Source organism: Pseudomonas sp. KCJK9058 (assembly GCF_046230975.1).
In the GTDB taxonomy this organism is placed as follows: Bacteria; Pseudomonadota; Gammaproteobacteria; order Pseudomonadales; family Pseudomonadaceae; genus Aquipseudomonas; species Aquipseudomonas alloputida.
Genome location: NZ_JBJJLR010000055.1, coordinates 1 through 24264, shown reverse-complemented (window position 1 = coordinate 24264; position 24264 = coordinate 1). Strand labels below are relative to the sequence as shown.

At 62.3% G+C, this 24264-nt stretch carries 24 protein-coding genes; 14 read left to right on the top strand and 10 right to left on the bottom strand.

Annotated elements, in window-relative coordinates; translation table 11 throughout:
• The first annotated feature begins 87 nt into the window (after positions 1-87).
• The 7 genes from ACK59Z_RS22480 to ACK59Z_RS22450 all read left to right on the top strand — a co-directional run bounded on the left by ACK59Z_RS22480 (position 88) and on the right by ACK59Z_RS22450 (position 5657).
• Entirely contained in the window at positions 88-726 is a 639-nt protein-coding gene (locus ACK59Z_RS22480) for a peroxiredoxin (RefSeq protein ID WP_003255836.1), read from the top strand.
• A gap of 218 nt (positions 727-944) precedes the next feature.
• Positions 945-1538 carry an NADPH-dependent FMN reductase gene (gene ssuE, locus ACK59Z_RS22475; RefSeq protein WP_003255835.1) on the top strand — a complete coding sequence of 198 codons (594 nt, stop codon included), beginning with the start codon at positions 945-947 and terminating at the stop codon, positions 1536-1538.
• A gap of 85 nt (positions 1539-1623) precedes the next feature.
• Positions 1624-2589, top strand: a complete 966-nt coding sequence (locus ACK59Z_RS22470; protein ID WP_004576375.1) for a sulfonate ABC transporter substrate-binding protein — start codon at positions 1624-1626, stop codon at positions 2587-2589.
• Positions 2590-2648: 59 nt separating this feature from the next.
• Positions 2649-3797: an FMNH2-dependent alkanesulfonate monooxygenase gene (ssuD, locus tag ACK59Z_RS22465; RefSeq protein WP_004576374.1), complete on the top strand. Its 1149-nt coding sequence runs from the start codon at positions 2649-2651 to the stop codon at positions 3795-3797.
• Between the two features lie 10 nt (positions 3798-3807).
• Positions 3808-4605 carry an aliphatic sulfonate ABC transporter permease SsuC gene (gene ssuC, locus ACK59Z_RS22460; protein WP_003255831.1) on the top strand — a complete coding sequence of 266 codons (798 nt, stop codon included), beginning with the start codon at positions 3808-3810 and terminating at the stop codon, positions 4603-4605.
• On the top strand, positions 4602-5414 hold the full coding sequence (gene ssuB / locus ACK59Z_RS22455; protein WP_108191880.1) for an aliphatic sulfonates ABC transporter ATP-binding protein: 813 nt from the start codon (positions 4602-4604) through the stop codon (positions 5412-5414). The genes ssuC and ssuB overlap by 4 nt, the downstream gene beginning before the upstream one ends.
• A 27-nt stretch (positions 5415-5441) precedes the next feature.
• The gene (locus tag ACK59Z_RS22450) at positions 5442-5657 is read left to right on the top strand and encodes a molybdopterin-binding protein (RefSeq protein ID WP_003255829.1); all 216 of its coding nucleotides are present in this window, start codon (positions 5442-5444) and stop codon (positions 5655-5657) included.
• Positions 5658-5804: 147 nt separating this feature from the next.
• Here the strand turns inward: ACK59Z_RS22450 and ACK59Z_RS22445 are convergent, their stop codons facing one another.
• The 4 genes from ACK59Z_RS22445 to ACK59Z_RS22430 form a co-directional block, all read right to left on the bottom strand.
• The gene (locus ACK59Z_RS22445; protein WP_108191879.1) at positions 5805-6437 is read right to left on the bottom strand and encodes a TetR/AcrR family transcriptional regulator; all 633 of its coding nucleotides are present in this window, start codon (positions 6435-6437) and stop codon (positions 5805-5807) included.
• Entirely contained in the window at positions 6437-8014 is a 1578-nt protein-coding gene (gene gshA / locus ACK59Z_RS22440; RefSeq protein WP_029380490.1) for a glutamate--cysteine ligase, read from the bottom strand. Before gshA ends, ACK59Z_RS22445 begins: the two co-directional genes overlap by 1 nt.
• Before the next feature lie 153 nt (positions 8015-8167).
• Complete coding sequence (locus tag ACK59Z_RS22435; protein WP_108191878.1) at positions 8168-8551, bottom strand: PaaI family thioesterase; 384 nt, start codon at positions 8549-8551, stop codon at positions 8168-8170.
• The gene (locus ACK59Z_RS22430; protein WP_004576371.1) at positions 8551-10875 is read right to left on the bottom strand and encodes a Tex family protein; all 2325 of its coding nucleotides are present in this window, start codon (positions 10873-10875) and stop codon (positions 8551-8553) included. Before ACK59Z_RS22430 ends, ACK59Z_RS22435 begins: the two co-directional genes overlap by 1 nt.
• Positions 10876-11092: 217 nt before the next feature.
• Here ACK59Z_RS22430 and ompR point away from each other — a divergent pair, with 217 nt between their 5' ends.
• Positions 11093-11833, top strand: a complete 741-nt coding sequence (gene ompR, locus ACK59Z_RS22425; RefSeq protein ID WP_003255821.1) for a two-component system response regulator OmpR — start codon at positions 11093-11095, stop codon at positions 11831-11833.
• A gap of 13 nt (positions 11834-11846) precedes the next feature.
• A complete protein-coding gene (locus ACK59Z_RS22420; protein ID WP_003255819.1) occupies positions 11847-13160 on the top strand; it encodes an ATP-binding protein in 1314 nt (437 codons plus the stop codon).
• Between the two features lie 97 nt (positions 13161-13257).
• On the opposite strand, the gene rimK is transcribed toward ACK59Z_RS22420, so the two are convergent.
• Both rimK and ACK59Z_RS22410 read right to left on the bottom strand, forming a co-directional pair.
• Positions 13258-14163, bottom strand: a complete 906-nt coding sequence (rimK, locus tag ACK59Z_RS22415; RefSeq protein WP_003255817.1) for a 30S ribosomal protein S6--L-glutamate ligase — start codon at positions 14161-14163, stop codon at positions 13258-13260.
• Entirely contained in the window at positions 14160-14642 is a 483-nt protein-coding gene (locus ACK59Z_RS22410) for an ATP-dependent zinc protease (protein ID WP_004576370.1), read from the bottom strand. Before ACK59Z_RS22410 ends, rimK begins: the two co-directional genes overlap by 4 nt.
• A gap of 109 nt (positions 14643-14751) precedes the next feature.
• Between ACK59Z_RS22410 and ACK59Z_RS22405 the strand changes: the two genes are divergently transcribed.
• The gene (locus ACK59Z_RS22405; RefSeq protein ID WP_003255812.1) at positions 14752-15153 is read left to right on the top strand and encodes an RNA-binding S4 domain-containing protein; all 402 of its coding nucleotides are present in this window, start codon (positions 14752-14754) and stop codon (positions 15151-15153) included.
• Between the two features lie 27 nt (positions 15154-15180).
• On the opposite strand, the gene ACK59Z_RS22400 is transcribed toward ACK59Z_RS22405, so the two are convergent.
• A complete protein-coding gene (locus ACK59Z_RS22400; RefSeq protein ID WP_004576368.1) occupies positions 15181-15975 on the bottom strand; it encodes a phosphatase PAP2 family protein in 795 nt (264 codons plus the stop codon).
• A gap of 120 nt (positions 15976-16095) precedes the next feature.
• Here ACK59Z_RS22400 and hslO point away from each other — a divergent pair, with 120 nt between their 5' ends.
• From hslO to ACK59Z_RS22385, 3 genes are all read left to right on the top strand, one after another.
• Complete coding sequence (hslO, locus tag ACK59Z_RS22395) at positions 16096-16995, top strand: Hsp33 family molecular chaperone HslO (RefSeq protein ID WP_003255808.1); 900 nt, start codon at positions 16096-16098, stop codon at positions 16993-16995.
• 179 nt (positions 16996-17174) lie between these two features.
• Entirely contained in the window at positions 17175-18716 is a 1542-nt protein-coding gene (locus ACK59Z_RS22390; protein ID WP_003255806.1) for a phosphoenolpyruvate carboxykinase, read from the top strand.
• Between the two features lie 553 nt (positions 18717-19269).
• Positions 19270-19710, top strand: coding sequence for a thioesterase family protein (locus tag ACK59Z_RS22385; RefSeq protein WP_003255804.1), 441 nt, complete (start codon positions 19270-19272; stop codon positions 19708-19710).
• Between the two features lie 56 nt (positions 19711-19766).
• Here ACK59Z_RS22385 and ACK59Z_RS22380 read toward each other — a convergent pair whose 3' ends face one another.
• The 3 genes from ACK59Z_RS22380 to fdhD all read right to left on the bottom strand — a co-directional run bounded on the left by ACK59Z_RS22380 (position 19767) and on the right by fdhD (position 23627).
• Positions 19767-20249 carry a glycine zipper domain-containing protein gene (locus tag ACK59Z_RS22380; RefSeq protein ID WP_064491775.1) on the bottom strand — a complete coding sequence of 161 codons (483 nt, stop codon included), beginning with the start codon at positions 20247-20249 and terminating at the stop codon, positions 19767-19769.
• A 196-nt stretch (positions 20250-20445) separates the two neighbouring features.
• Complete coding sequence (locus ACK59Z_RS22375) at positions 20446-22791, bottom strand: FdhF/YdeP family oxidoreductase (protein ID WP_409293679.1); 2346 nt, start codon at positions 22789-22791, stop codon at positions 20446-20448.
• 5 nt (positions 22792-22796) lie between these two features.
• Entirely contained in the window at positions 22797-23627 is an 831-nt protein-coding gene (fdhD, locus tag ACK59Z_RS22370) for a formate dehydrogenase accessory sulfurtransferase FdhD (protein WP_108191473.1), read from the bottom strand.
• A gap of 175 nt (positions 23628-23802) precedes the next feature.
• Between fdhD and lysM the strand changes: the two genes are divergently transcribed.
• Positions 23803-24243: a peptidoglycan-binding protein LysM gene (gene lysM, locus ACK59Z_RS22365; protein ID WP_010951629.1), complete on the top strand. Its 441-nt coding sequence runs from the start codon at positions 23803-23805 to the stop codon at positions 24241-24243.
• The last annotated feature ends 21 nt before the right edge of the window (positions 24244-24264 follow it).

Below are 24264 nucleotides of genomic sequence, written 5' to 3'. Positions count from 1 at the left end.
AAATCGTTATTTATTCTTTTTATTTTTAACTGAATGCAGGCACATTGAGCCCATACGGTACAGAACCCAGCCCAGGAGCCGCAGCCCATGAGCCTCAAACTCGGCGATATCGCCCCCGATTTCGAACAGGATTCCAGCGAAGGCAAGATCCGCTTCCACGAGTGGCTGGGCAACAGCTGGGGGGTGTTGTTCTCCCACCCGGCCGACTTCACCCCGGTGTGCACCACCGAGTTGGGCCTGACCGCCAAGCTGAAGGACGAATTTGCCAAGCGCGGGGTCAAGGCCATCGCCCTGTCGGTGGACCCGGTCGACTCGCATCACAAGTGGATCGATGACATCAACGAAACACAGAATACCGTGGTCAACTTCCCGATCATTGCTGACGCTGACCGCAAGGTGTCCGACCTTTATGACCTGATCCACCCGAACGCCAGCGACACCCTGACCGTGCGCTCGCTGTTCATCATCGACCCGAATAAAAAGGTGCGCCTGACCATTACCTACCCGGCCAGTACCGGGCGCAACTTCAACGAAATTCTGCGGGTGATCGACTCGCTGCAGCTGACCGACAACCACAAGGTTGCCACACCGGGTAACTGGCAGGACGGCGACGAAGTGGTGATCGTGCCTTCGCTCAAAGACGAGGAGGAGATCAAGCAGCGCTTCCCCAAAGGTTACCGGGCGGTCAAACCCTATCTGCGCCTGACCCCTCAACCCAATCGTTAATGGATTCCTCGTTGTATTGCTCTTAGCCAAGCAGGGATTTTCGGGCCGTTTCGACGGCCCTTTTTTATGCCTGTAAAAAACTGTGGGAGCGGGCGCGCCCGCGAGGAGGGCTTTATGGGTAAAGACAATAATGGAATAAACAAATGAAAAAATATGATTTCTAGATATATGTAGCAGCTGTTAATGTCTCCTCCAACAGAACACAAGGAAGCGCAGCAATGCTGGTCGTCTCAATCGGTGGTAGCCCAAGTCTCCGTTCACGCTCCGGCGTGCTGCTCGAGCGTTCGCGCCAGTGGCTGCAGGATCGCGGCGTTGAAGTGGTGACATTCCAAGTGCGTGACTTTCCCGCCGAAGACCTGCTGCATGCCCGTTTCGACAGCCCGCATGTGCAACACTTTCAGCAGCTGGTGGCCCAGGCCGATGGCCTGATCGTCTCCACCCCGGTGTACAAGGCTTCGTTTTCCGGTGCCCTGAAAACCTTGCTTGACCTGCTGCCCGAGCGCGCCCTGGCCCACAAGATCGTGTTGCCCATCGCCACTGGCGGCAGCATCGCCCACATGCTGGCGGTGGATTACGCATTGAAGCCGGTGCTGTCGGCACTCAAGGCACAAGAGACCCTGCAAGGGATCTTTGCCGACGACAGCCAGGTGGCTTACGCAGAAGGTACAAAGCCCGCGCAGTTGGTACAGGCGCTGGAAGAACGCCTGCACGACTCGCTGGAAACCTTCCACGTCGCCCTGGCCCGTCGGCCGCGCCCCGTGGCCCCTGGCGTACTGAACGAACGTCTGATCAGCGCTCGCTGGAGCATCTGAACGGCATTACCCGCTTCACCACCTTACTCGCCCGTCAACGAGGCAAGCAGGTGCAACCCGAACCCCATTCGCACAGGAGAGCGCCATGCGCACAGTCTTCTTGCGTCGTGGTCTGGTCGCCCTGTTTGCGGCGGCTGTGTCCTTCGGCGCCATTACCCAAGCCCAGGCCGAGAGCCTGCGTATCGGTTACCAGAAATACGGCACCTTGGTGCTGCTCAAGGCCAAGGGCACGCTGGAGAAGCGCCTGGCCGAGCAGGGAGTACAGGTGCAATGGACCGAATTCCCCGGCGGCCCGCAGCTGCTTGAAGGGCTGAACGTCGGCTCCATCGATTTCGGCGTAACCGGCGAGACGCCTCCTGTGTTCGCTCAGGCCGCTGGCGCCGACCTGCTCTACGTGGCCTACGAGCCGCCAGCGCCGCACAGCGAAGCGATCCTGGTGCCCAAGGGCTCGCCGATCCAGTCGGTGAAGGACCTCAAGGGTAAAAAGGTCGTCCTCAACAAAGGCTCCAACGTGCACTACCTGCTGGTCCGCGCCCTGGAAGACGCCGGCCTCAAGTACAGCGACATCCAGCCTGTCTACCTGCCGCCAGCCGACGCCCGCGCCGCCTTCGAGCGCGGCAGCGTGGATGCCTGGGTGATCTGGGACCCTTACCAGGCCGCCGCCGAGCAGCAGCTGCAAGCGCGCACCCTGCGTGACGGCAAGGGCCTGGTCGACAACCACCAGTTCTACCTCGCCACCCGCAACTATGCGACACAGCACCCAGCGGTGATCAACACCGTGATCGAGGAAGTGCGCGCCGTGGGTGAATGGTCCCAGGCCAACCCGCAAGAGGTGACCGACCAGGTTGCCCCGCTGCTCGGCCTGCCTGCCGGCATCACCCTGACCTCTGTCAAACGCCAAGGCTACGGCGCTGCGCCGCTGACCCCGGACGTGGTGGCCGCGCAGCAGAAGATCGCCGACACGTTCCAGGCGCTGAAGCTTATTCCCAAGCCGCTGAGCATCAAGGACGTGATCTGGACACCCCCTGCCAAAGTCGCTAGCGCGCCTTGATTGACTGCCAGTGCCGGGGCGCCGCTCCGGCTAGAGCCACCCTTGAGGAGACGACTCCAATGAGCCTTAACATTTTCTGGTTCCTCCCAACCCACGGTGACGGCAAGTACCTGGGCACTTCCGAAGGCGCACGTGCGGTCGATCACGGTTACCTGCAGCAGATCGCGCAGGCCGCCGACCGCCTTGGTTTTGGTGGGGTGCTGATCCCGACCGGGCGTTCCTGCGAGGACTCCTGGCTGGTGGCCGCGTCGCTGATCCCCGTGACCCAGCGCCTGAAGTTCCTTGTAGCCCTGCGTCCGGGCATCATTTCACCGACCGTGGCAGCACGCCAGGCGGCCACCCTCGATCGCTTGTCCAATGGCCGTGCGCTATTCAACCTGGTGACCGGTGGTGATCCGGACGAGCTGGCGGGTGATGGCCTGCACCTGAACCACCAGGAGCGCTACGAAGCTTCGGTCGAGTTCACCCGTATCTGGCGCAAGGTGCTGGAAGGCGAAAACGTCGATTACGACGGTAAGCACATCCAGGTAAAGGGCGCCAAGCTGCTCTACCCGCCGATTCAGCAACCACGCCCACCGCTGTATTTCGGCGGCTCCTCCGAGGCCGCTCAGGACCTGGCGGCCGAACAGGTCGAGCTGTACCTGACCTGGGGCGAGCCACCGGCAGCCGTTGCCGAGAAGATCGCACAGGTGCGCGAAAAAGCGGCTGCTCAAGGGCGCGAAGTACGCTTCGGTATCCGCCTGCACGTGATCGTGCGGGAAACCAACGAAGAGGCTTGGGCCGCTGCCGAGCGCCTGATCTCGCACCTGGACGATGACACCATCTCCCGCGCCCAGGCCTCGCTGGCGCGTTTCGATTCGGTGGGCCAGCAACGCATGGCTGCCCTGCACGGCGGCAACCGCGACAACCTGGAGGTCAGCCCCAACCTGTGGGCAGGTGTTGGCCTGGTACGTGGCGGGGCGGGCACCGCACTGGTGGGCGATGGCCCCACCGTGGCAGCACGGGTTAAGGAATATGCTGACTTGGGTATCGATACCTTCATCTTCTCGGGTTATCCACACCTGGAAGAGTCTTACCGCGTGGCGGAGCTGCTGTTCCCGCACCTTGATGTGCAGCGCCCAGAGCAGCCGAAAACCGGTGGTTATGTAAGCCCGTTCGGCGAAATGGTGGCCAACGACATCCTGCCCAAATCTGTATCGCAGAGCTGAGGGCCTGGCCATGAGTCGTGCAACTTCTTCCAACCTGACCCAGCGCCTGGCGCCGTGGGCGCTGCCAGTGCTGCTGTTGGCCATATGGCAACTGGCGGTCAGCGCTGGCTGGCTGTCGACGCGTATCCTGCCGGCACCTAGCGCAGTGGTAAGCGCGGGTGTCGAGCTGGTGCGCAGCGGCGAAATCTGGACCCACCTGGCCATCAGCGGCTGGCGTGCAGGCCTGGGCTTTGTCATCGGCGGCAGCATCGGCCTGGTACTGGGCTTCATCACCGGCTTGTCGAATTGGGGTGAACGCCTGCTCGACAGCTCGGTACAGATGATCCGCAACGTGCCGCACCTTGCGCTCATACCGCTGGTGATTCTGTGGTTCGGTATCGACGAGTCGGCAAAGATCTTTCTGGTCGCGCTGGGCACGTTGTTCCCGATCTACCTGAACACCTACCACGGCATTCGCAACGTTGACCCAGCGTTGGTGGAAATGGCGCGCAGTTACGGCTTGTCCGGCTTCGGCCTGTTCCGCCAGGTGATCCTGCCGGGGGCGCTGCCTTCGATCCTGGTGGGCGTGCGTTTCGCCTTGGGCTTCATGTGGCTGACGCTGATTGTTGCCGAAACCATTTCGGCCAACGCTGGCATCGGTTACCTGGCAATGAATGCTCGCGAATTTCTTCAAACCGACGTGGTAGTGCTGGCCATCGTCCTGTATGCCGTACTCGGCAAGCTTGCCGACCTTGCGGCCCGGGGCCTGGAGCGCGTGTGGTTGCGCTGGCACCCGGCCTATCAAGTTGCCAGGAAGGAGGGCGCATGACCGTGCTCAAGGAACAGCCACCACGCCTGCTGCGTGGCACCCCGCTGGCCTCCAAGGGCCTGCGCAAGACTTTTGGTCAACGCGAAGTTCTGAAGGGTATCGACCTGCACATTCCGGCCGGCCAGTTCGTGGCCATTGTCGGCCGCAGCGGCTGCGGCAAGAGCACTTTGCTGCGGCTGCTGGCCGGGCTGGACCAGCCCACCGCCGGGCAACTACTGGCTGGTGCCGCGCCGCTGGAAGAGGCCCGTGAAGAAACCCGCCTGATGTTCCAGGACGCGCGGCTGCTGCCGTGGAAGAAGGTGATCGACAACGTTGGCCTTGGGCTGTCTGGTGACTGGCGACAGCGTGCGCTGGAGGCCTTGGATGCGGTTGGCCTGGCCGACCGCGCCAACGAATGGCCGGCAGCGCTCTCGGGAGGCCAGAAGCAGCGCGTGGCTTTGGCCCGAGCCTTGATTCACCAGCCCCGCCTGCTGCTGCTGGACGAGCCACTGGGGGCGCTGGATGCATTGACCCGCATCGAGATGCAGCAACTGATCGAACGCCTGTGGCGTCAGCACGGCTTCACTGTGCTGCTGGTCACTCACGACGTCAGCGAGGCGGTTGCCGTGGCTGACCGGGTGATCCTGATTGAGGACGGCGAGGTCGGGCTCGACCTCACTGTTGACCTGGCACGGCCCCGGGCGCGTGGTTCGCACCGTCTGGCCGCGCTGGAAAGCGAAGTGCTCAACCGTGTTCTGTCCACCCCGGGCACTGCGCCCGAGCCGGATCTTGTAGCCCCTCTGCCCACGCAACTGCGCTGGGCGCACTGAATCTCAAAAGCCAAAAGGAAGCAAACCATGACTATCAAAGCCATCAATGTTCGCAACCAGTTCAAAGGTACTGTGAAAGAAATCCTCGAAGGTCCGGTACTGTCGGAAATCGACGTGCAGACGGCTTCGGGTATCGTCACTTCGGTGATTACCACCCGTTCCGTGCGTGAGCTGGAGTTGCAGGTGGGCAGTGAAGTGATTGCCTTTGTGAAGTCGACTGAAGTGTCTATCGCCAAGCTGTGATGCGGCGGGTCGATATTGGGGCTGCTTTGCAGCCCTTCGCGGGTGAACCCGCTCCTACGTCGACCGCGCACCAGCAAACCTAAGGGTTAACGCGGGGAGTGTAGGAGCGGGTTCACCCGCGAAGGGCGCGCAACGCGGCCCCATGATTCAGCGGGAACGCTTGGCCAGAAACGGCGGCAGGTACAACCCTAGATACGCCTCGAATACACGCTTGCCTTCCTCGGCCATGCGCGGGGTGATCGCCTCGTGCAACTGCACCGACCGCGCATACACCCGGTCGCTCAATTCCATGGCCAAGGCAAACACGTCCACATCCAGTGGCATCACCGGCAGGTGAAAATGCTGGTCGAACAACGTGTGCATCAAGTCGCCCAGTTCCATGTCGTGCTGCCGGTCGGCCTGCACCACCTCGCTCAGGCCATGCTGCGCCAGGATCAACTGCCGCGCTGCTGCATCCTCGTTATAGATATCAAGCATGCGTTGTTCGATCAGCCGTGACAGTTCGTGCCAGGTGCTGAGCGCGCTGCTGTCGATCGGTGCGCTCAGGGCTTCGCGAAACGCCCGGTGCACATCTGCAGTAAGTGCCTCCAGCAAGGCCGGCACGCTGGCGAAAAAGTGATACACCGACGAAGGCGGAATCTGCGCCCGCTCGGCCACGCTGTAGATAGACAGTGCTGCCACCCCTTGCTCGGCCAACAGCTCACGCGCAGCCGCCAGGATCGCCTCGATCCTGGCCTGGCTGCTGGCGCGCGGTTTGCGCGGGGGGGGGGTGCGGTTCATCAGCTGCTGATTGCCAGGATGCTGGCCTGGTAGGCGCCGACGAACAGGTCGAAATCACCGACTTCGTCTCGCTCCAGCTCGGACTGCCTGGTGAGCGACTCGCGGGCCAGCGTCTCGAATGCTTGCTGCTTTTCGTTGCTCAGCGGTTGCTCGCGGAAAGTCTCGGCGTGCACACGGCTCTGGCGCAGCGAGAACTGGACGAAACTCTCGTCATGCTCGGTCATGCGTGCCAGCACCTGGGCCGACGGGGTCAGCGAGGTGTCGTCGACCTTGGCCTGCTGCGCATCCAGGGCCTTGGCGTGCTCATCAGAACCTTGCGCCTGGTCGAGCAGATTGGCCAATTGGCGGATACGCTCGATCAGCTCGCTGGCCCAGTCTTTCAGGCTGATCGGCTGGCCATTGCGGTGCAACTCCAGGCCCGGACGACGACCTTCCTTGACCACGGTCAGGAAGTTGCTGGTGCACTGGCCGCACTCACCGTTGTCCAGTTGCGGGCTGTCTTCCAAGGCGCAGAACAGCAGGAATGCGTCGAGGAAGCGCGCCTCGGTCAGGTCGATACCGACCGGCAGGAACGGGTTGATGTCCAGGCAACGCACTTCCACATACTGCACGCCCCGCGAGGTCAGGGCCTGGATCGGCCGCTCGCCGGTGTAGGTGACGCGCTTGGGGCGGATGTTCGAGTAGTACTCGTTTTCGATCTGCAGAATGTTGGTGTTCAGCTGAACCCACTCGCCATCCACATGCGTGCCGATTTCAACGTAAGGCGGGTAGGGCGTGCCAACGGCCTTGCGCAGGCTGTCGGTGTAGCTGGCCAGGTTGTTGTAGCAGGGCGTCAGGCCGGCCTGGGCGTTGCTCTGGTAACCCAGGTCGCTCATGCGCAGGCTGGTGGCATAAGGCAGGAACAGGGTTTCGGCATCCAGCTCTTCGAGCTGGTGCGGGCGGCCACGCAGGAAGCCTTTGTCCAGGGCCGGCGAGGCGCCGAACAGGTACATCAGCAGCCAGCTGTAGCGGCGGAAGTTACGAATCAGCGCGATGTAGGCCGACGACTGGTAGTCGCGGTCATTTTCCGTACTGCCTTCGGCTTCGCGCAGCAGTGGCCAAAGCGCTTCGGGCAGCGAGAAGTTGTAATGAATACCGGCGATGCACTGCATGGTGCGGCCGTAACGCAGGGCCAGGCCCTTGCGGTAGACGTGTTTGAGCTTGCCGATGTTCGAGCTGCCGTACTCGGCGATCGGGATATCCTCCTCGGCCGGCAGCGTGCACGGCATCGACGGGCTCCACAGGTATTCGTCGCCCAGCTTGCTGTAGACGAAACGGTGGGTCTCTTCGAGGCTTTCGAGCACCTTGGCCGGATCGGCCAGGGCCGGGGTGATGAACTCCAGCAGCGACTCGGAATAATCGGTGGTGATCTGCTCGTTGGTCAGCGCCGATCCCAGTGCTTCCGGATGCGGGGTCTGGGCCAGGCGACCTTCATCGGTCACGCGCAGGCATTCGCGCTCAATACCGTGCAGGCACTGCTTGAGCAGGGGGAGATTGGCGCCGAGCAGGCTCAGGCGGCGGTTGAGGAGTTCGCTCAAGATGTATTCCTTCACGCGTCAGTCGCCCCAATATGGGGGTAGAGATAACGGTCTACAAGGGTAGGAAGAAAGGAACTGGCGTTGTCGCCTGGTTTACGCGGTTCCAGCAGTGCCAGCGCACTGCTGAAAATACCGCAGATACTGCTTGGTGAGCTAGAGAACCGCGAAGGTTCCTTGCGCTTTGGCCACCAGCTTGTCGCCCTGAACTACGTCGGCGTCGACCACCAGGGTGCGCCGCCCGGCGTGCAGCACGCGGGCGGTGCACAGCACTTCGCCGTCGCTGACGGCACGCATGTAGTTGATCTTGCACTCGATGGTGACGCTTTGCTGGTCAAAGCCATGGCTGGCCGAGCAGGCCAGGCCCATGGCGATATCCACCAGGCTGAAGATCGCCCCGCCGTGCAGCTTCTGGCCACGGTTGCGCAACTGGGGCTCCAGCGCCAGGGCTACCTCGGCAACACCTGTTTCCAGGTGTTGCAGGCGGCAGCCCAGCAGTTGGCTGAAGGCGCTTTCGACGTATTCGCGTGGTACGTCCATTACTTCTTCTTCAATTGCTTGGCGTTGGCGAACAGCGAGGCCATGGCATTGTTGGCCGGCGCAGCCGTGGCGGTTTCACGCTGGCGCGGTGCCTGCTGCTGGCGGCTGCCACCATTGCCGCGGTTACCACCGCGGTTGCCTTCGACCTTCTCGCCCGGGGTGTCGCTCATGCGCATGGACAGGCCGACGCGTTTGCGCGGGATGTCCACTTCCATGACCTTGACCTTGACCACATCGCCAGCCTTGACCGCTTCACGCGGGTCTTTGACGAACTTCTCCGACAGCGCCGAGATATGCACCAGGCCATCCTGGTGCACGCCGATGTCGACGAAGGCACCGAAGTTGGTAACGTTGGTCACCACGCCTTCGAGGATCATGCCCGGTTCCAGGTCCTTGAGGTCTTCGACGCCGTCCTGGAAGGTGGCGGTCTTGAACTCCGGACGCGGGTCGCGGCCGGGCTTGTCCAGCTCTTGCAGGATGTCGGTGACAGTTGGCAGGCCGAAGGTTTCGTCGGTGAACTTTTTCGGGTCCAGGCGCTTGAGGAAGCTGCTGTCACCAATCAGCGAGCGGATGTCGCGGTCGGTATCGGCAGCAATGCGCTGCACCAGCGGGTAAGCCTCAGGGTGCACCGCAGAGGCGTCCAGCGGGTTGTCGCCGTTCATCACACGCAGGAAGCCGGCGGCCTGCTCGAAGGTTTTCTCACCCAGGCGGCTAACCTTTTTCAGCGCTGCACGGGTGGCAAACGGACCATTGGCATCGCGGTGGGCGACGATGTTCTGTGCCAGCGTGGCATTGAGGCCGGAGATGCGCGTCAGCAGCGCCACCGAAGCGGTGTTCACGTCCACGCCCACGGCGTTCACACAGTCCTCGACCACCGCGTCCAGGCCACGTGCCAGTTTCAGCTGGGACACGTCGTGCTGGTACTGGCCGACACCGATGGATTTCGGATCGATCTTCACCAGTTCGGCCAGCGGATCCTGCAGGCGACGGGCGATCGACACGGCGCCGCGGATCGACACGTCCAGGTCCGGGAACTCGCGGGCGGCCAGTTCCGATGCCGAGTACACCGAAGCACCGGCTTCGGAGACCATGATCTTGGTGATTTTCAGGGCTGGATATTTCTTGACCAGCTCGGCCACCAGCTTGTCGCTTTCGCGGCTGGCGGTACCGTTGCCGATGGCGATCAGCTCCACCGAGTGTTTGGCGCACAGTGCGGCCATGATGGAAATGGTGCGGTCCCAGTCGTTCTTCGGCGCGTGCGGGTAGACCGTGGTGTGGTCCAGCAGTTTGCCGGTTGCGTCGACCACGGCGATCTTGCAGCCCGTGCGCAGGCCTGGGTCGAAGCCCAGGGTGGCGCGCGGACCGGCCGGGGCGGCCAGCAGCAGATCGTGCAGGTTGTGGGCGAACACGTTGATCGCCTCGCCTTCGGCATTGTCACGCAGCTCGCCGAACAGGTCGGTCTCCAGGTGGGTGTACAGCTTGACCTTCCAGGTCCAGCGCACCACTTCTCCCAGCCACTTGTCGGCGGGTCGGCTGCGGTTTTCGATGCCGACGTGGTTGCCGATCATCAGTTCGCATGGGTGCAGGGTGCCGGGCAGTTCTTCGCCGACCTTCAGCGAGACGCTCAACACGCCTTCGTTGCGCCCGCGGAAGATCGCCAGGGCACGGTGCGATGGCGCAGTACGCAGCAGCTCGTCATGAGCGAAGTAGTCGCGGAACTTGGCGCCTTCCTCTTCCTTGCCAGCCACGACGCGGGCGCTGAGCACGGCTTCCTGCTTGAGATAGCTGCGCAGCTTGTCGAGCAGGGCGGCGTCTTCGGCAAAGCGCTCCATCAGGATGTATTTGGCGCCTTCCAGCGCGGCCTTGACGTCGGCCACGCCCTTTTCGACGTTGACGAAGCGTGCGGCTTCGCTTTCCGGGGCCAGGGTCGGGTCGTTGAACAGGCCATCGGCCAGTTCGCCGAGGCCGGCTTCCAGGGCGATCTGGCCCTTGGTGCGGCGTTTCTGCTTGTAGGGCAGGTAAAGGTCTTCGAGGCGGGTCTTGGTGTCGGCCAGCTTGATCTCGCGGGCCAGTTCCGGGGTCAGCTTGCCCTGTTCCTCGATGCTGGAAAGGATGCTGGCGCGGCGCTCGTCGAGTTCGCGCAGGTAGCGCAGGCGCTCTTCCAGGTGGCGCAACTGAGTGTCGTCAAGGCTACCGGTCACTTCCTTGCGGTAGCGTGCGATGAAGGGCACGGTCGAGCCTTCGTCCAACAGGCTCACGGCCGCCTCGACCTGCTGCGGGCGTACGCCCAGTTCCTCGGCGATACGGCTGTTGATGCTGTCCATGTAAACCACCTGACATTTGTGAATACGGGGGTCGCCTGTGGGCTTTTTGCCCGGCGGCGCTGGATGAAAGCCGCGCATTATACCCATCGCAAACGGCTTGCGGTGATGGCGCCCGGCCAGCCGGAACTGGCGCCGGGGGAAAAATCTGCTAACAATGCTCACGCAACGTGCAGCAATGGCTACGCCATAATGCGCGGCGATATCAGAGGAGTTATTCATGACCGGCACGCCAAACACCGCTGAAGGTGACAAGATTCTCATCGTCGACGACGATCCGGGGCTTAGCAGCCTGCTGGAACGTTTCTTCACCAGCAAGGGCTACCGTGCCCGTGCAGTGCCCAACACCGAGCAGATGGATCGCCTGCTGCAGCGCGAGGTGTTCAACCTGGTGGTGCTCGACCTGATGCTGCCAGGCGAGGATGGTCTGTCCGCCTGCAAGCGCCTGCGCCAGCAGAACAACCAGATCCCGATCATCATGCTGACCGCCAAGGGCGACGAGCTCAGCCGCATCAAGGGCCTGGAGCTGGGCGCCGACGACTACCTGGGCAAACCGTTCAACCCGGACGAACTGATGGCCCGGGTCAAGGCGGTGTTGCGTCGCCAGGCGCCGAGCGTGCCGGGAGCGCCGGGCAGCGAAGACGAGTCGGTCACCTTCGGCGACTATGAACTGTCGCTGGCCACCCGCGAGCTCAAGCGCGGCAACGAAGTGCACATGCTCACCACCGGCGAGTTCGCCGTGCTCAAGGCCCTGGTGATGCACGCCCGTGAGCCGTTGACCCGCGACAAGCTGATGAACCTGGCGCGCGGCCGCGAATGGGATGCGCTGGAGCGCTCCATCGATGTGCAGATCTCACGCCTGCGTCGCATGATCGAGCCGGACCCGTCCAAGCCGCGTTACATCCAGACCGTCTGGGGCGTCGGCTACGTGTTCGTACCGGACGGAAACGCCGGAAAATGATGCCTGAACGTCGATGAAAACACCGCTCTGGTTTCCGCAAAGTTTCTTCGCCCGCACCCTGTGGCTGGTGTTGATCGTCGTTCTGTTCTCCAAGGCGCTGACCCTGGTCTACCTGCTGATGAACGAGGACGTGCTGGTCGACCGTCAGTACAGCCATGGTGTAGCGCTGACCTTGCGCGCCTATTGGGCCGCCGACGAAGAAAACCGCGACAAGATCGCCGAGGCGGCAGGCCTTATCCGGGTGACCGGCTCGGGTGTGCCCGAAGGCGAGCAGCATTGGCCCTACAGTGAAATCTACCAACGGCAGATGCAGGCCGAGCTGGGTGACGACACCGAAGTGCGGCTGCGCATTCATGCACCGCCCGCGTTGTGGGTCAATGCGCCAAGCCTGGGGCCGGGTTGGCTGAAAGTGCCGCTGTACCCGCACCCATTGCGTGGGCAGAAGATCTGGAACGTGCTGGGCTGGTTCCTGGCCATTGGCTTGTTGTCCACAGCATCGGCGTGGATTTTTGTGCGTCAGCTCAACCAGCCGCTCAAACGCTTGGTGTTCGCCGCCCGCCAGCTTGGCCAGGGGCGCAGTGTGCGCCTGCCGATCAGCGATACCCCCAGCGAGATGACCGAGGTGTACAAGGCGTTCAACCAGATGGCCGAGGATGTCGAGCAGGCCGGGCGCGAGCGCGAGTTGATGCTGGCCGGGGTTTCCCACGACTTGCGCACGCCACTGACGCGCCTGCGTCTGTCGCTGTCCTTGCTGAACAGCGACAACGAGCTGAGCGATGACATGGTTCGCGATATCGAGGACATGGACGCGATTCTCGATCAGTTCCTGGCCTTCATCCGCGATGGCCGTGACGAGCCGGTGGAAGAGGTCGACCTTGCTGACTTGGTGCGTGAGGTGGTGGCTCCGTACAACCAGCCGGAAGAGCGTGTGCGCCTGTGCCTGGAGCCGATTCCACCGTTCCCGCTGCGCCGGGTTTCGCTCAAGCGCATGCTGGGCAACCTGATCGGCAACGCCCTGCACCATGCTGGCAAGGGGGTTGAGGTGGCTGCCTATGTGTCAGGTGATGAGAGTGCGCCGTATGTGGTGCTCAGTGTGCTGGACCGGGGCACCGGTATTGACGAGTCGGAGCTGGAAACCATTTTCAACCCGTTCATTCGCGGTGACCGGGCGCGGGGCGGCAAGGGCACCGGGTTGGGGTTGGCGATCGTGAAGCGGATTGCTGCGCAACATGGCGGGAACGTGGAGTTGCGTAACCGGTCTGGCGGCGGGATCGAGGCGCGGGTCAGGTTGCCGCTGGGGCTGCTGCTGCCGCGTAATGCTGTGTGAGGCTCACTGGCCTCTTCGCGTTTAAAACCGCTCCTACAGGGACTCTGCAATACCTGTGGCAGCGGCTTAGCCGCGAAGAGGCGGGCACAGGCTTGAATCAGCCTTTGCCCTTGGTCCGGGTCTGATTGGGCCCGCCATTCTTCTCCAGGTGCTCGATGATCATCCCGGCGACGTTCTTGCCGGTGGTGACTTCAATGCCCTCCAGCCCTGGCGACGAGTTTACCTCCATCACCAACGGCCCGTGGTTGGAACGCAGGATATCCACACCCGCCACGCTCAACCCCATCACCTTGGCCGCCCGGATGGCGGTGATGCGCTCTTCTGGGGTGATTTTTATCAGGCTGGCGACGCCACCCCGATGCAGGTTGGAGCGGAACTCGCCCGGTTTGGCCTGACGCTTCATCGAGGCAATTACTTTGTCGCCTACCACGAAGCATCGGATATCTGCGCCACCGGCCTCCTTGATGTATTCCTGAACCATGATGTTTTGCTTGAGGCCCATGAACGCTTCGATTACCGACTCGGCCGCTTGGGGGGTTTCGCACAGCACCACGCCAATGCCCTGGGTGCCTTCCAGTACCTTGATCACCAGCGGGGCACCGTTGACCATCTGGATCAAGTCGGGGATGTCATCCGGCGAGTGGGCGAAACCGGTGATCGGCAAGCCGATGCCGCGCCGCGACAACAGCTGCAACGAGCGCAGCTTGTCGCGCGAGCGGGCAATGGCTACCGACTCGTTGAGCGGGTAGACGCCCATCATTTCGAACTGGCGCAGCACCGCGCAGCCATAGAACGTAACCGAAGCACCTATGCGCGGGATCACGGCATCGAAGCCTTCCAGCGGCTTGCCGCGGTAGTGGATCTGCGGCTTGTGGCTGGCAATGTTCATGTATGCCCGCAGGGTATCGATCACCACCATTTCGTGGCCACGCTGGGTACCGGCTTCGACCAGGCGGCGGGTGGAATACAGACGCGGATTGCGCGACAGCACAGCGATCTTCATGCAGCACCTGTGACAGGGGAAAGGGTGGCCGGGAAGGCCGGTTTGTCTTGTACGTATTTCAGGCCTGGGTTCACTACCAGCTGGCCGTGTATCAGGGCCTTGGAGCCAAGCAACAGGCGGTAGCGCATGTTCTTGCGGCAGGCCAGGGTGAACTCCACCTCCCACACACCATCACCCAGCGCCAGTGACGTGCGGATGACGTAGCGGGTCTGGGCGTGGCCGTTGGAGCTCTTGATGGTCTTCATCGTCACCAACGGTGCCTCGCAGCGGCGGTGGCGCAACTGCACCACCGAGCCCAGGTGCGCAGTGAAGCGAACCCAGGGCTGGCCGTCGCGCTCGAAGGGTTCCACTTCGGTGGCATGCAGGCTCGACGTGCTGGCACCGGTGTCGATCTTGGCGCGCAGCCCGGCCACGCCGAGGTCAGGCAGGGCGACCCACTCGCGCAGGCCGATCACAGTCAAATGGTCAAATGTCTTCACGAAGCGCACCCTGCGAATGAGGTGGAGAACTTTAAGCACGGCGGGGACTTTTTGCATCCGTATGTGAAGGTAGTACAGTTCGATGAAAGACAGAATCCGAGGTAACGGGATGGCACAAAAAGCCGAAGACGACGACAAGGTTCGCCTGGACAAATGGTTGTGGGCGGCGCGCTTCTACAAGACGCGAGCGCTGGCCAAGGCGGCGATCGAGAGTGGCAAGGTGCATTGCCGGGGCGAGCGCTGCAAGCCGGGCAAAGAGCCGCGGGTGGGCGACGAGTTCGTGCTGCGTACCGGCTTCGATGAGCGCACGGTGGTGGTGAAGGCGCTGTCGGTGGTGCGTCGTGGTGCCCCAGAGGCGCAGGCGTTGTACGAGGAAACCGAAGAAAGTGTGCGTCGCCGTGAACAGGCGGCTGAGATGCGTAAGGCCGGGGCCATGGGCGTGACCACCGATGGCCGGCCGACCAAGAAGCAGCGGCGGCAGATTCACCAGCTGCATGGAAGTTACGATTGAATGGGGCTGCTGCGCAGCCCCAGAAATCTAGCGCAACACCGCCATTCGTCCGACCAGCGGTAACGTGGACAGCAGCTTGAACAACGGCGCTGTCCAGCGCATCAACGCCTCGCTGCCTTTGGCCGCCAGGGGCGTGTAGTAGCTCCAGCCCAACGCCAGTACGGCCATCAGCAAGCCGCCGATGTAGTCGTCCTGCCCCCAGTGGGCACCGGCCACCAGGCGCGGCAGCATGAACAGCGCTGCGAGCCCCCAGACCACCAGGTATTGCACAAGGCGGCGGCTGAACACGCTCATGAACAGCGCCCAGATCAGCAGCACCGAGGCGTGATCACCCGGGAAACTTTTGCTGGAACGGTCCTTGAGTTCCCAGGCCGCCTCCAGGTTCGGGTAATAGTCACTCAGGTGCACGACGTCGTCGAAGATCATCGATGGGCTCTTGTGTTGCCACCCGGCTGCATCCACCCACTTGGAAAACAGCGCGCGAATCACCACTAAGAGGAGTAGCGTGACCAGAAAGCCGAAAAATGCCTGGCGAACCTGAGCGGCCTTGAACACCCAGTCACCACGAATGAGCACAGCGAGCAGGATCAGGCCGACGACGATGTCGAACGGGCGTAGGCTGCCGATGGTCCAGATGTAGCGCCAGGTGGTGCTATCGGCCAGCGGCGCGTTCAGGCTGCGGAACAGCCACTCGTCGAAAGTCAGGCACAGGATCTGGCCAAAAGGCCATAACCAGAAACACAGTAGAGCGATGGGAAGCAGCGTACAGGCTGCCAATGGCCCCCAGGACCACCTTGCTTGGAACAGTGGTCGATTGTCCATAAAATACCTCTATTGCAAACAGGAATCGGAGCGCCTTGTGAGCGCTCTGTCACGGGTTCTCGCCGATTCTCGACAACCCTTGTAACCATTTTGTCATCATTTTTTAGATAGCCGAAACCTATGAGCGATTTGCCTGATACAGATTTCACCCAACGTTTCCTCTTCGACGAGCGCGATGTGCGCGGCGAGTGGGTGTCTCTCGATGACAGCTACGCCGCAGTGTTGGCGCGTCATGAGTACCCCCAGCCGGTCAAGGTGCTGCTCGGTGAGTTGATGGCCGCCACCGCCTTGCTGGTGGGTGCGATGAAGTTCGATGGCTTGCTGATTCTGCAGGCGCGTTCGGCTGGGCCGATTCCGCTGCTGATGGTGGAATGCTCCAGCGACCGCGAGATCCGCGGCATGGCCCGCTACGAAGCGGACCAGATTTCGGCTGATGCCACCCTGTCGCAGCTGATGCCTGACGGCCACCTGACCCTGACCATCGACCCGGTCAAGGGCCAGCGCTATCAGGGGACCGTCGACCTCGATGGCGCCAACCTGTCGGAATGTTTCACCAGCTACTTCGTCCAGTCGCAGCAGCTTAATACCCGTTTCTGGCTCAATGCCGCAGGCGGCAAGGCCCGTGGGCTGTTGCTGCAGCAACTGCCGCGTGATCGCCAGCCGGATGATGAAGAGCGCGAAGACAGCTGGCAGCACGTGGTGGCCCTGGCCAAGACGCTCAAGCCTGAAGAGTGGACAGAGGGCAACGAAACCCTGCTGCACCGCCTGTACCACGAAGACGCCGTGCGCCTGTTCGATATCCAGCCACTGCGCTTCAATTGCAGCTGTTCGCGGGAACGCTCCGGCAATGCGCTGGTCAGTCTGGGCGAACACGACGCCAAGGCGCTGGTGGACGAATGTGGCGGGACGGTAGAGATCGATTGCCAGTTCTGCAACGAGCGCTACTTCTTCGATGCCAGCGATGTGGCGCAACTGTTTGCGGGTGGCGGTACTGACGTGGCCTCAGAAACTCGTCACTGAAACGTTAAATCACAGGATAATCTCCTGTCGAATTGCGCAAAAGCGCAGTTCTGACAGGAGGGGCCTACTTTTTTTGGGCGTTTCTGGCATAATCCGGCCACTTTTTTCGCTGTAGTAGTTTTTTCAAGACAACTACAAAACGTTTGGAGCACTCGGCCTCGGGCCGGATGGGGTATCTCATGACGCAAGCCAACAACACCGTGTACACCGACCTGAGCGTCGATGAGCTGGTAAAAGAAGCGCTGCAACGCGGTGAAGGCGTACTAGCCGATACTGGCGCACTGGTCGTGGAGACTGGTCACCGTACTGGCCGCTCGCCGGCTGACCGTTTCATCGTCGAAGAACCTTCCACCCAGGACGCCATTTCCTGGGGCCCGATCAACCGCAAGTTCCCGGCTGACAAGTTCGATGCCCTGTGGGCTCGCGTCGAGGCATTCAACAACGCCCAGGATCACTTCGTTTCCTATGTTCACGTAGGGGCCGCAGCCGAGCACTACCTGCCGGTGAAGATGACCACCCAGACTGCCTGGCAGAACCTGTTCGGTCGTTGCCTGTTCATCAACCCGGAGCAGTTCAACCCGGCTGGCCGCGACCAGTGGCAGATCCTCAACGTCGCCAACTTCGTGTGCGAGCCTGAGCGTGACGGCACCAACTCCGACGGTTGCGTGATCATCAACTTCGCCCAGAAGAAAGTGCTGATCGCTGGCATGCGCTACGCCGGCGAAATGAAGAAAGCCATGTTCTCGGTGCAGAACTTCCTGCTGCCGGCTGCCGACGTACTGCCAATGCACTGCGCAGCCAACATCGGCGAAGAAGGCGATGTGACCTTGTTCTTCGGCCTGTCCGGTACTGGCAAGACCACCCTTTCGGCTGACGAAAGCCGTTACCTGATCGGTGACGACGAGCACGGTTGGGGCGAAGGCGTTGTCTTCAACATGGAAGGCGGCTGCTACGCCAAGTGCATCGACTTGTCCGAAAAGAACGAGCCGGTCATCTGGAAAGCCATCAAGCACGGCGCAGTACTGGAAAACGTCGTTCTCGACGCCAACAAGCACGCCGACTACACCGACGTCAGCCTGACTCAGAACAGCCGTGCGGCCTACCCGCTGGAGCACGTTGCCAAGCGTTCGGAAGCGAACCTGGGCGGCGAGCCTAACGCAGTGATCTTCCTCACCTGCGACCTGACAGGTGTTCTGCCTCCGGTTTCGATCCTGAACAACGAGCAGGCGGCCTACCACTTCCTGTCCGGCTACACCGCGCTGGTCGGTTCCACTGAAATGGGCTCGGGCGGCGGCATCAAGTCGACCTTCTCCACCTGCTTCGGCGCACCGTTCTTCCCGCGTCCGGCTGGCGAGTACGCTGAGCTGCTGATCAAGCGTATCAATGGTTTCAACTCCAAGGTCTACCTGGTCAACACCGGTTGGACTGGTGGTGGCTACGGCGTTGGCAAGCGCTTCAGCATCCCCACCACCCGTGCCGTGATCGCTGCCATCCAGAGCGGCGCATTGGTCGGTGCCGAAACCGAGCACCTGGACATCATCAACCTGGACGTGCCGAAGGCCGTTCCGGGCGTTGAAACCGAACTGCTCAACCCGCGCACCAACTGGGCTGACAAAGCGGCCTACGACGAGGCTGCCAAAGGTCTGGCCAAGCTGTTCATCGAAAACTTCAAGAAGTTCGAAGTTTCCGACGCCATCAAAGCCGCTGGTCCGCAGCTGTAAGCCGAGCTCAGCCGCAACGAGAAAGCCGCCCCCAGGGGCGGCTTTTTTGTGGATGCGGGATTACCCGCGAAAAGGCTGGACCTGCTGGCCAATGTCCACCCGCGATTCACCGTCGCAGCCGCCATCGTATTCGCGGGTAAACCCGCTCCTACACACTGATTGGTGGTGGGCGCAGGCCGTCGTGTAGGAGCGGGTTTACCCGCGAAAGGGCCGGGCCTGCTGGCCAATTTCCACCCGTGGTTCACCGTCGCAGCCGCCATCGTATTCGCGGGTAAACCCGCTCCTACATACTGATCGGTGGTGGGCGCAGGCCGTCGTGTAGGAGCGGGCTTGCCCGCGAAAGGGCCGGACCTGCTGACCAATTTCCACCCGTGGTTCACCGTCGCAGCCGCCATCGTATTCGCGGGTAAACCCGCTCCTACATACTGATCGGTGGTGGGCGCAGGCCGTCGTGTAGGAGCGGGTTTACCCGCGAAGGGGCCCGCATAGGCAGCGAAAGTCTGGTTTTTCTGTTTCACTGTCAGCATCCATTGCGAAGACAAGAGCCAGCCAGATGACCGAAGCCCCTCAGCGCACTGCCTTCTCCCACTTCCACCCGATCCTTACCCGCCCCCAGGACAACGACCTGAACGGCCACATCGCCGGTGCAACGGTGCACGGTTTTTTTGAAACCGCGATCCAGGCGTTTCTCGTCGAGCAGGCCGAACTGGACCTGCGGCACGGTGAACTGGCCGCCTTCGTGGTCAGTTCGGCTGCGGATTTCTACGCGCTACCGGGCTTCCCGGATTTGTTGGAGGTGGGGTTGGGAGTGACGCGACTGGCGGGCAGCACGGTAGAGTACCGGCTGGCGCTGTATCGCCCGGGCGAACCGGAGGCGTGCGCAGCAGGCACGGTAGTGCAGGTGTTCATCGAGCGCGACAGTGGCCGGCCTGTGGCGTTGCCAGAGGCGCTGCAGGTGATTCTGTCCGGCCTCGTGCTGGAGCGGCAGGCATAAAAAAGCCCCGCTGGCAGGGGCGGGGCTTTTGTTGCCGGGGGCAGGGCCCTCAGGCGTTAGTCGCGCCAGTGGCGCTTGTGCTTGCGGTGGCCATAGTGGTGACCACGGTCCCAGTGACGACGGTCGTCGTCGTAGCCGCGACGGTAGCGGCGATTTTCGTGGCGCTCGTCTTCGTCGGCCTTGTTGCCCATGTAGTTACCCAGCGCACCACCGGCGCCACCGCCGGCTGCTGCGCCAATGTAGCTACCGGTGGTGCCACCCACCGAGCGACCCACCACGTTACCGCCGGCAGCACCCAGCGCGCCGCCAATAGCAGCCTCACCGCGCTGGCGCTTGTCGGCACCCAATGCGCCGCCTGCCGCACCGCCCAGACCGGCACCAATGGCGCCGCCGGTGCTGCCACCGATGGAGTTGCCCACGACAGAGCCCAGTACCCCACCCAATGCGCCGCCAATGCCGGCCTCGGTGGTGCCGCCTGCCATGGCAACGCCGCTGAGCAAGCTGAAAGACAACAACAGAATCGAGGAGTACTTCTTCATCAAGAGAGCCTCATAGGGATGACGAGGCGAATTTGAGGCTAAGAGACTTGGCTGGCAACGGAAATCCGACGAGTAACACGAGTTGTACACAATTCTCTAACTTGCTGTATTTACTATGAAACTTTATCGTTTTTAGGCTGTCTGAGACCTTTATGACAAAGCCCTGAGCCGCCACGGAACAGGGCTTTTTTCATTTTTACAGGATACGCCCGTCCTCGCGCGCACGCTCCAGCTTGATGGCAATGAACTTCGATGTTGGCGTATGGCTACCAACACCAATGCTCTCCAGTGGCACCAGCGGGTTCACCTCCGGGTAATACGCCGCCGCCTGCCCGGCAGGTATGTCGAAGGCCAGCAGGGTAAAGCCTTGCACCCGGCGCACATGTTCATCCCCCCACAGCGAAACGATGTCGACCTTCTGCCCCGGCTGGAAGCCCAGGCGGATGATGTCGGCTTCGTTGGCGAACAGCACCTCGCGTTGGCCGCGCACACCGCGGTAGCGGTCGTCCAGGCCGTAGATAGTGGTGTTGTACTGATCGTGCGAGCGCATCGATTGCATGATCAAGTCTGGCAACTGGCCGCTGGCCCGTACGCGTTCGTCAAGCAGCGTGTCGGGCAGCAGGTTGGCCTTGAAGTTGGCGCGGCCGGTGCTGGTCGCCCATTCGCGGCTGGCCGCGCTGTTGCCCAGATAGAAGCCACCCGGATTACGTAGGCGCTGGTTAAAGCCGCTGAAACCGGCAATGGTATCGCCGATCAGATCGCGAATGCGGTCGTAGTCGGCCACCAGCCAGTGCCAGTCCACCGGTTGCTTGCCCAGCGTGGCGGCGGCGATGCCAGCGATCACTGCAGGTTCCGAGCGCATTTGCGTCGACAGCGGCTTCAGCTGGCCGTTGGAGGCGTGGACCATGCTGAACGAGTCTTCCACCGTGACTGCCTGCGGCCCGTCGGCCTGCAGGTCGATGTCGGTGCGGCCCAGGCACGGCAGGATCAGTGCCTGCTTGCCATGGACCAGGTGGCTACGGTTGAGCTTGGTGCTGATGTGCACGGTCAGCTCGCAGTTGCGCAGCGCCTGGGCGGTACGCTCAGTGTCGGGTGTGGCTTGGGCGAAGTTGCCGCCCAAGCCGATGAAAACCTTGGCCCGGCCATCGAGCATCGCGTGAATGGCTTCGACGGTGTTATGGCCATTGCGCCGCGGCACGGGGAAGCCAAAGCGCTTTTCGATGGCATCCAGCAGCGCCTCTGGCGGGCGCTCGTTGATGCCCATGGTGCGGTCACCCTGCACGTTGCTGTGGCCACGCACCGGGCACAGGCCGGCGCCGGGCACGCCGATGTTGCCACGCAGCATCTGCAGGTTGACGATTTCCTGAATGGTCGGCACCGAATGACGGTGTTGGGTGATGCCCATCGCCCAGCACATGATCACCCGCTTGCCACGGCAGTACATGCGCGCGGCCAGTTCGATATCGGCCAGGGGCAGGCCGGACTGTGCCTGGATGTGCGACCACGGCGTGGCGTCCACCACGGCCAGGTACTCATCGACGCCATGGCCATGTTCGGCGATGAAGGCGTGGTCGAACACGGCCGGTTCGCCGTTGGCCTGGGCTTCGCGTTCCCATTGCAGGGCGAACTTGGCCATGCCACGCAGCATCGCCATGTCGCCACCCAGGGCCGGGCGGAAGAAGGCGGTGTTGGTCGGACGGTCACTGTTGGTCAGCATTTCCAGTGGGTTCTGGGGGTGCTGGAAGCGCTCCAGACCACGCTCCTTGAGCGGGTTGATGCACACCACCTGGGCGCCACGTTTTACCGCATCGCGCAGTGGGTCGAGCATGCGCGGGTGATTGGTGCCGGGGTTCTGGCCCCAGACAAAAATAGAGTCGGCGTGCTCGAAGTCGTCGAAGGTGACGGTACCCTTGCCGACCCCGACGCTTTGCCCCAATGCCACGCCGCTGGCCTCATGGCACATGTTCGAGCAGTCAGGAAAGTTGTTGGTGCCGTAGGCGCGCACGAACAGTTGGTACAGGTACGCCGCTTCGTTGCTGGCACGTCCCGAGGTATAGAATTCGGCCTGGTCAGGGTTGGCCAGCTTGTTCAGTTCGCGGGCGATCAGGGCGAAGGCGGCATCCCAGCTGATCGGCAGGTAACGGTCGCTGGGTGCGTCGTAGACCATCGGTTCGGTCAGACGCCCTTGGTACTCCAACCAGTAGTCGCTCTGCTGCAGCAGCGAGGTGACGCTGTAACGGGCGAAGAAGGCTGCATCGACACGGCGCTTGGTAGCTTCCCAGTTCACCGCCTTGGCGCCGTTCTCGCAGAACTTGACCATGCCGCTTTCCGGCGAATCCCCCCAGGCGCAGCCGGGGCAGTCGAAGCCGCCGTTCTGGTTGGTCTTGAGCAGGGCGCGAATGTTCTTCAGCGCGTTATCGCTGCCGACCCATGCCTTGGCCACGCTACGCAGTGCGCCCCAACCGCCGGCGGGGCCGTGGTAGGGCTTGTAGCGAGGAGGGGAGGCTGGGGCGTTGTCCGGAAGAGGTTGGTACGAGGTCACGACTGTTACGACTCCGCCGCTGGGCTGTAGACCCGCGGTGCGCTGTGCTTGGGCAAATGGATAAGGTTGAGGTTGTGCTTGCGTGCCCATTGCAGGGCAAGGCCGGTGGGCGCTGACAGGCTGACCAGGGTCTGGATGCCGGCACGCAGTACTTTCTGGATCAGCTCCAGGCTGCAGCGGCTGGTGACGATGACCAAGCCACCCTGGCTGTCGATGTGTTGCCGCAGCAGGGCACCAATCAGTTTGTCGAGGGCGTTGTGCCGGCCGATGTCTTCGCGGCCGAGCAGCAGTTCGCCTTGGCGGTCCATGAACAGTGCTGCATGTACGGCGCCGCAATGCTGGCCCAGTGGCTGGAAGGCGTCGATGCGCTCGCGCAGGCCGACCAGCCACTGGGCCGGGGGCAGGGGCGCACCCGGCAACACGGCCAGATCCGGCAGCGCCTGCTCCAGGGCCTCGACCCCACACAGCCCGCAACCACTGGTGCCGGCCAGTTGGCGGCGCTGGTTTTTCAGGTTCCAGAACGCCCGGCTGGAGATTTCCAGGTCGGCGTACATTGCCGAGCCGCTGCCGGAGAGCTTGAGGTCGTAGATTTCTGCGGTGCCTTCGACAATGCCGCTGCCGACGCTGAAACCGACCGCGAAGTCTTCCAGATCGGTAGGACTGACCAGCATCACCGCCTGGTTGAGGCCGTTATAGACAATGGCCAGGGCCACTTCCTCGGCCAGCGGGGTGCTGTCGCGTTTGGCGTCGCTGAGCTGGACGTAATCGTAGGTGTTGCTGGCGGCGGGCATGGACAAGGGCGATGAGGCCGCGCAGACCGGAGGCTTGCTGTTCATCGGGGCGCTGAATACCGGCGGCTTTCTGATAGCACAAGCCTAGGCGTGCGGGCCGGCGGCGTCTAATCGCTAGGGTCTATGCCTTGATAGACCGCGTCGATTGGTCGCGCAGGGCGGGAGTGGTAAAGCTGGCCTAGACTCTTGTGTCCAAGGTTTCGTCAACAAGGAGAGCGCAATGAGCCTGTTCAGTTTCGTGAAGGAAGCCGGCGAGAAGTTGATCGACCTGCTGACCCCTGGCAACGCCAATGCCGAGGAGCAGCTTAAGAAACACGTGGAAGCTGTCGGCCTGGGCAACCCCAACATCACGGCCACTGTAGAAGGAGACAAGATCATCCTCAAGGGTGAAGTGGCCAGCCAGGAAGAGAAGGAGAAGATCATCCTGGCGGCGGGCAACATCAGCGGCGTGGCCAGTGTCGAGGACCAGATCACCGTGACCGGGCCGGTAGTCCAGGCGGCAAGGTTCGTCACTGTGAAGTCGGGCGACACACTTTCAGCCATTGCCATGGTCGTGTATGGCAATGCCAACCAGTACAACAAGATTTTCGAGGCCAACAAGCCGATGCTCAAGCACCCGGACAAGATCTATCCGGGGCAGGTGCTGCGTATTCCTGACTGATCGCTGAAGTCTGTGCCGGCC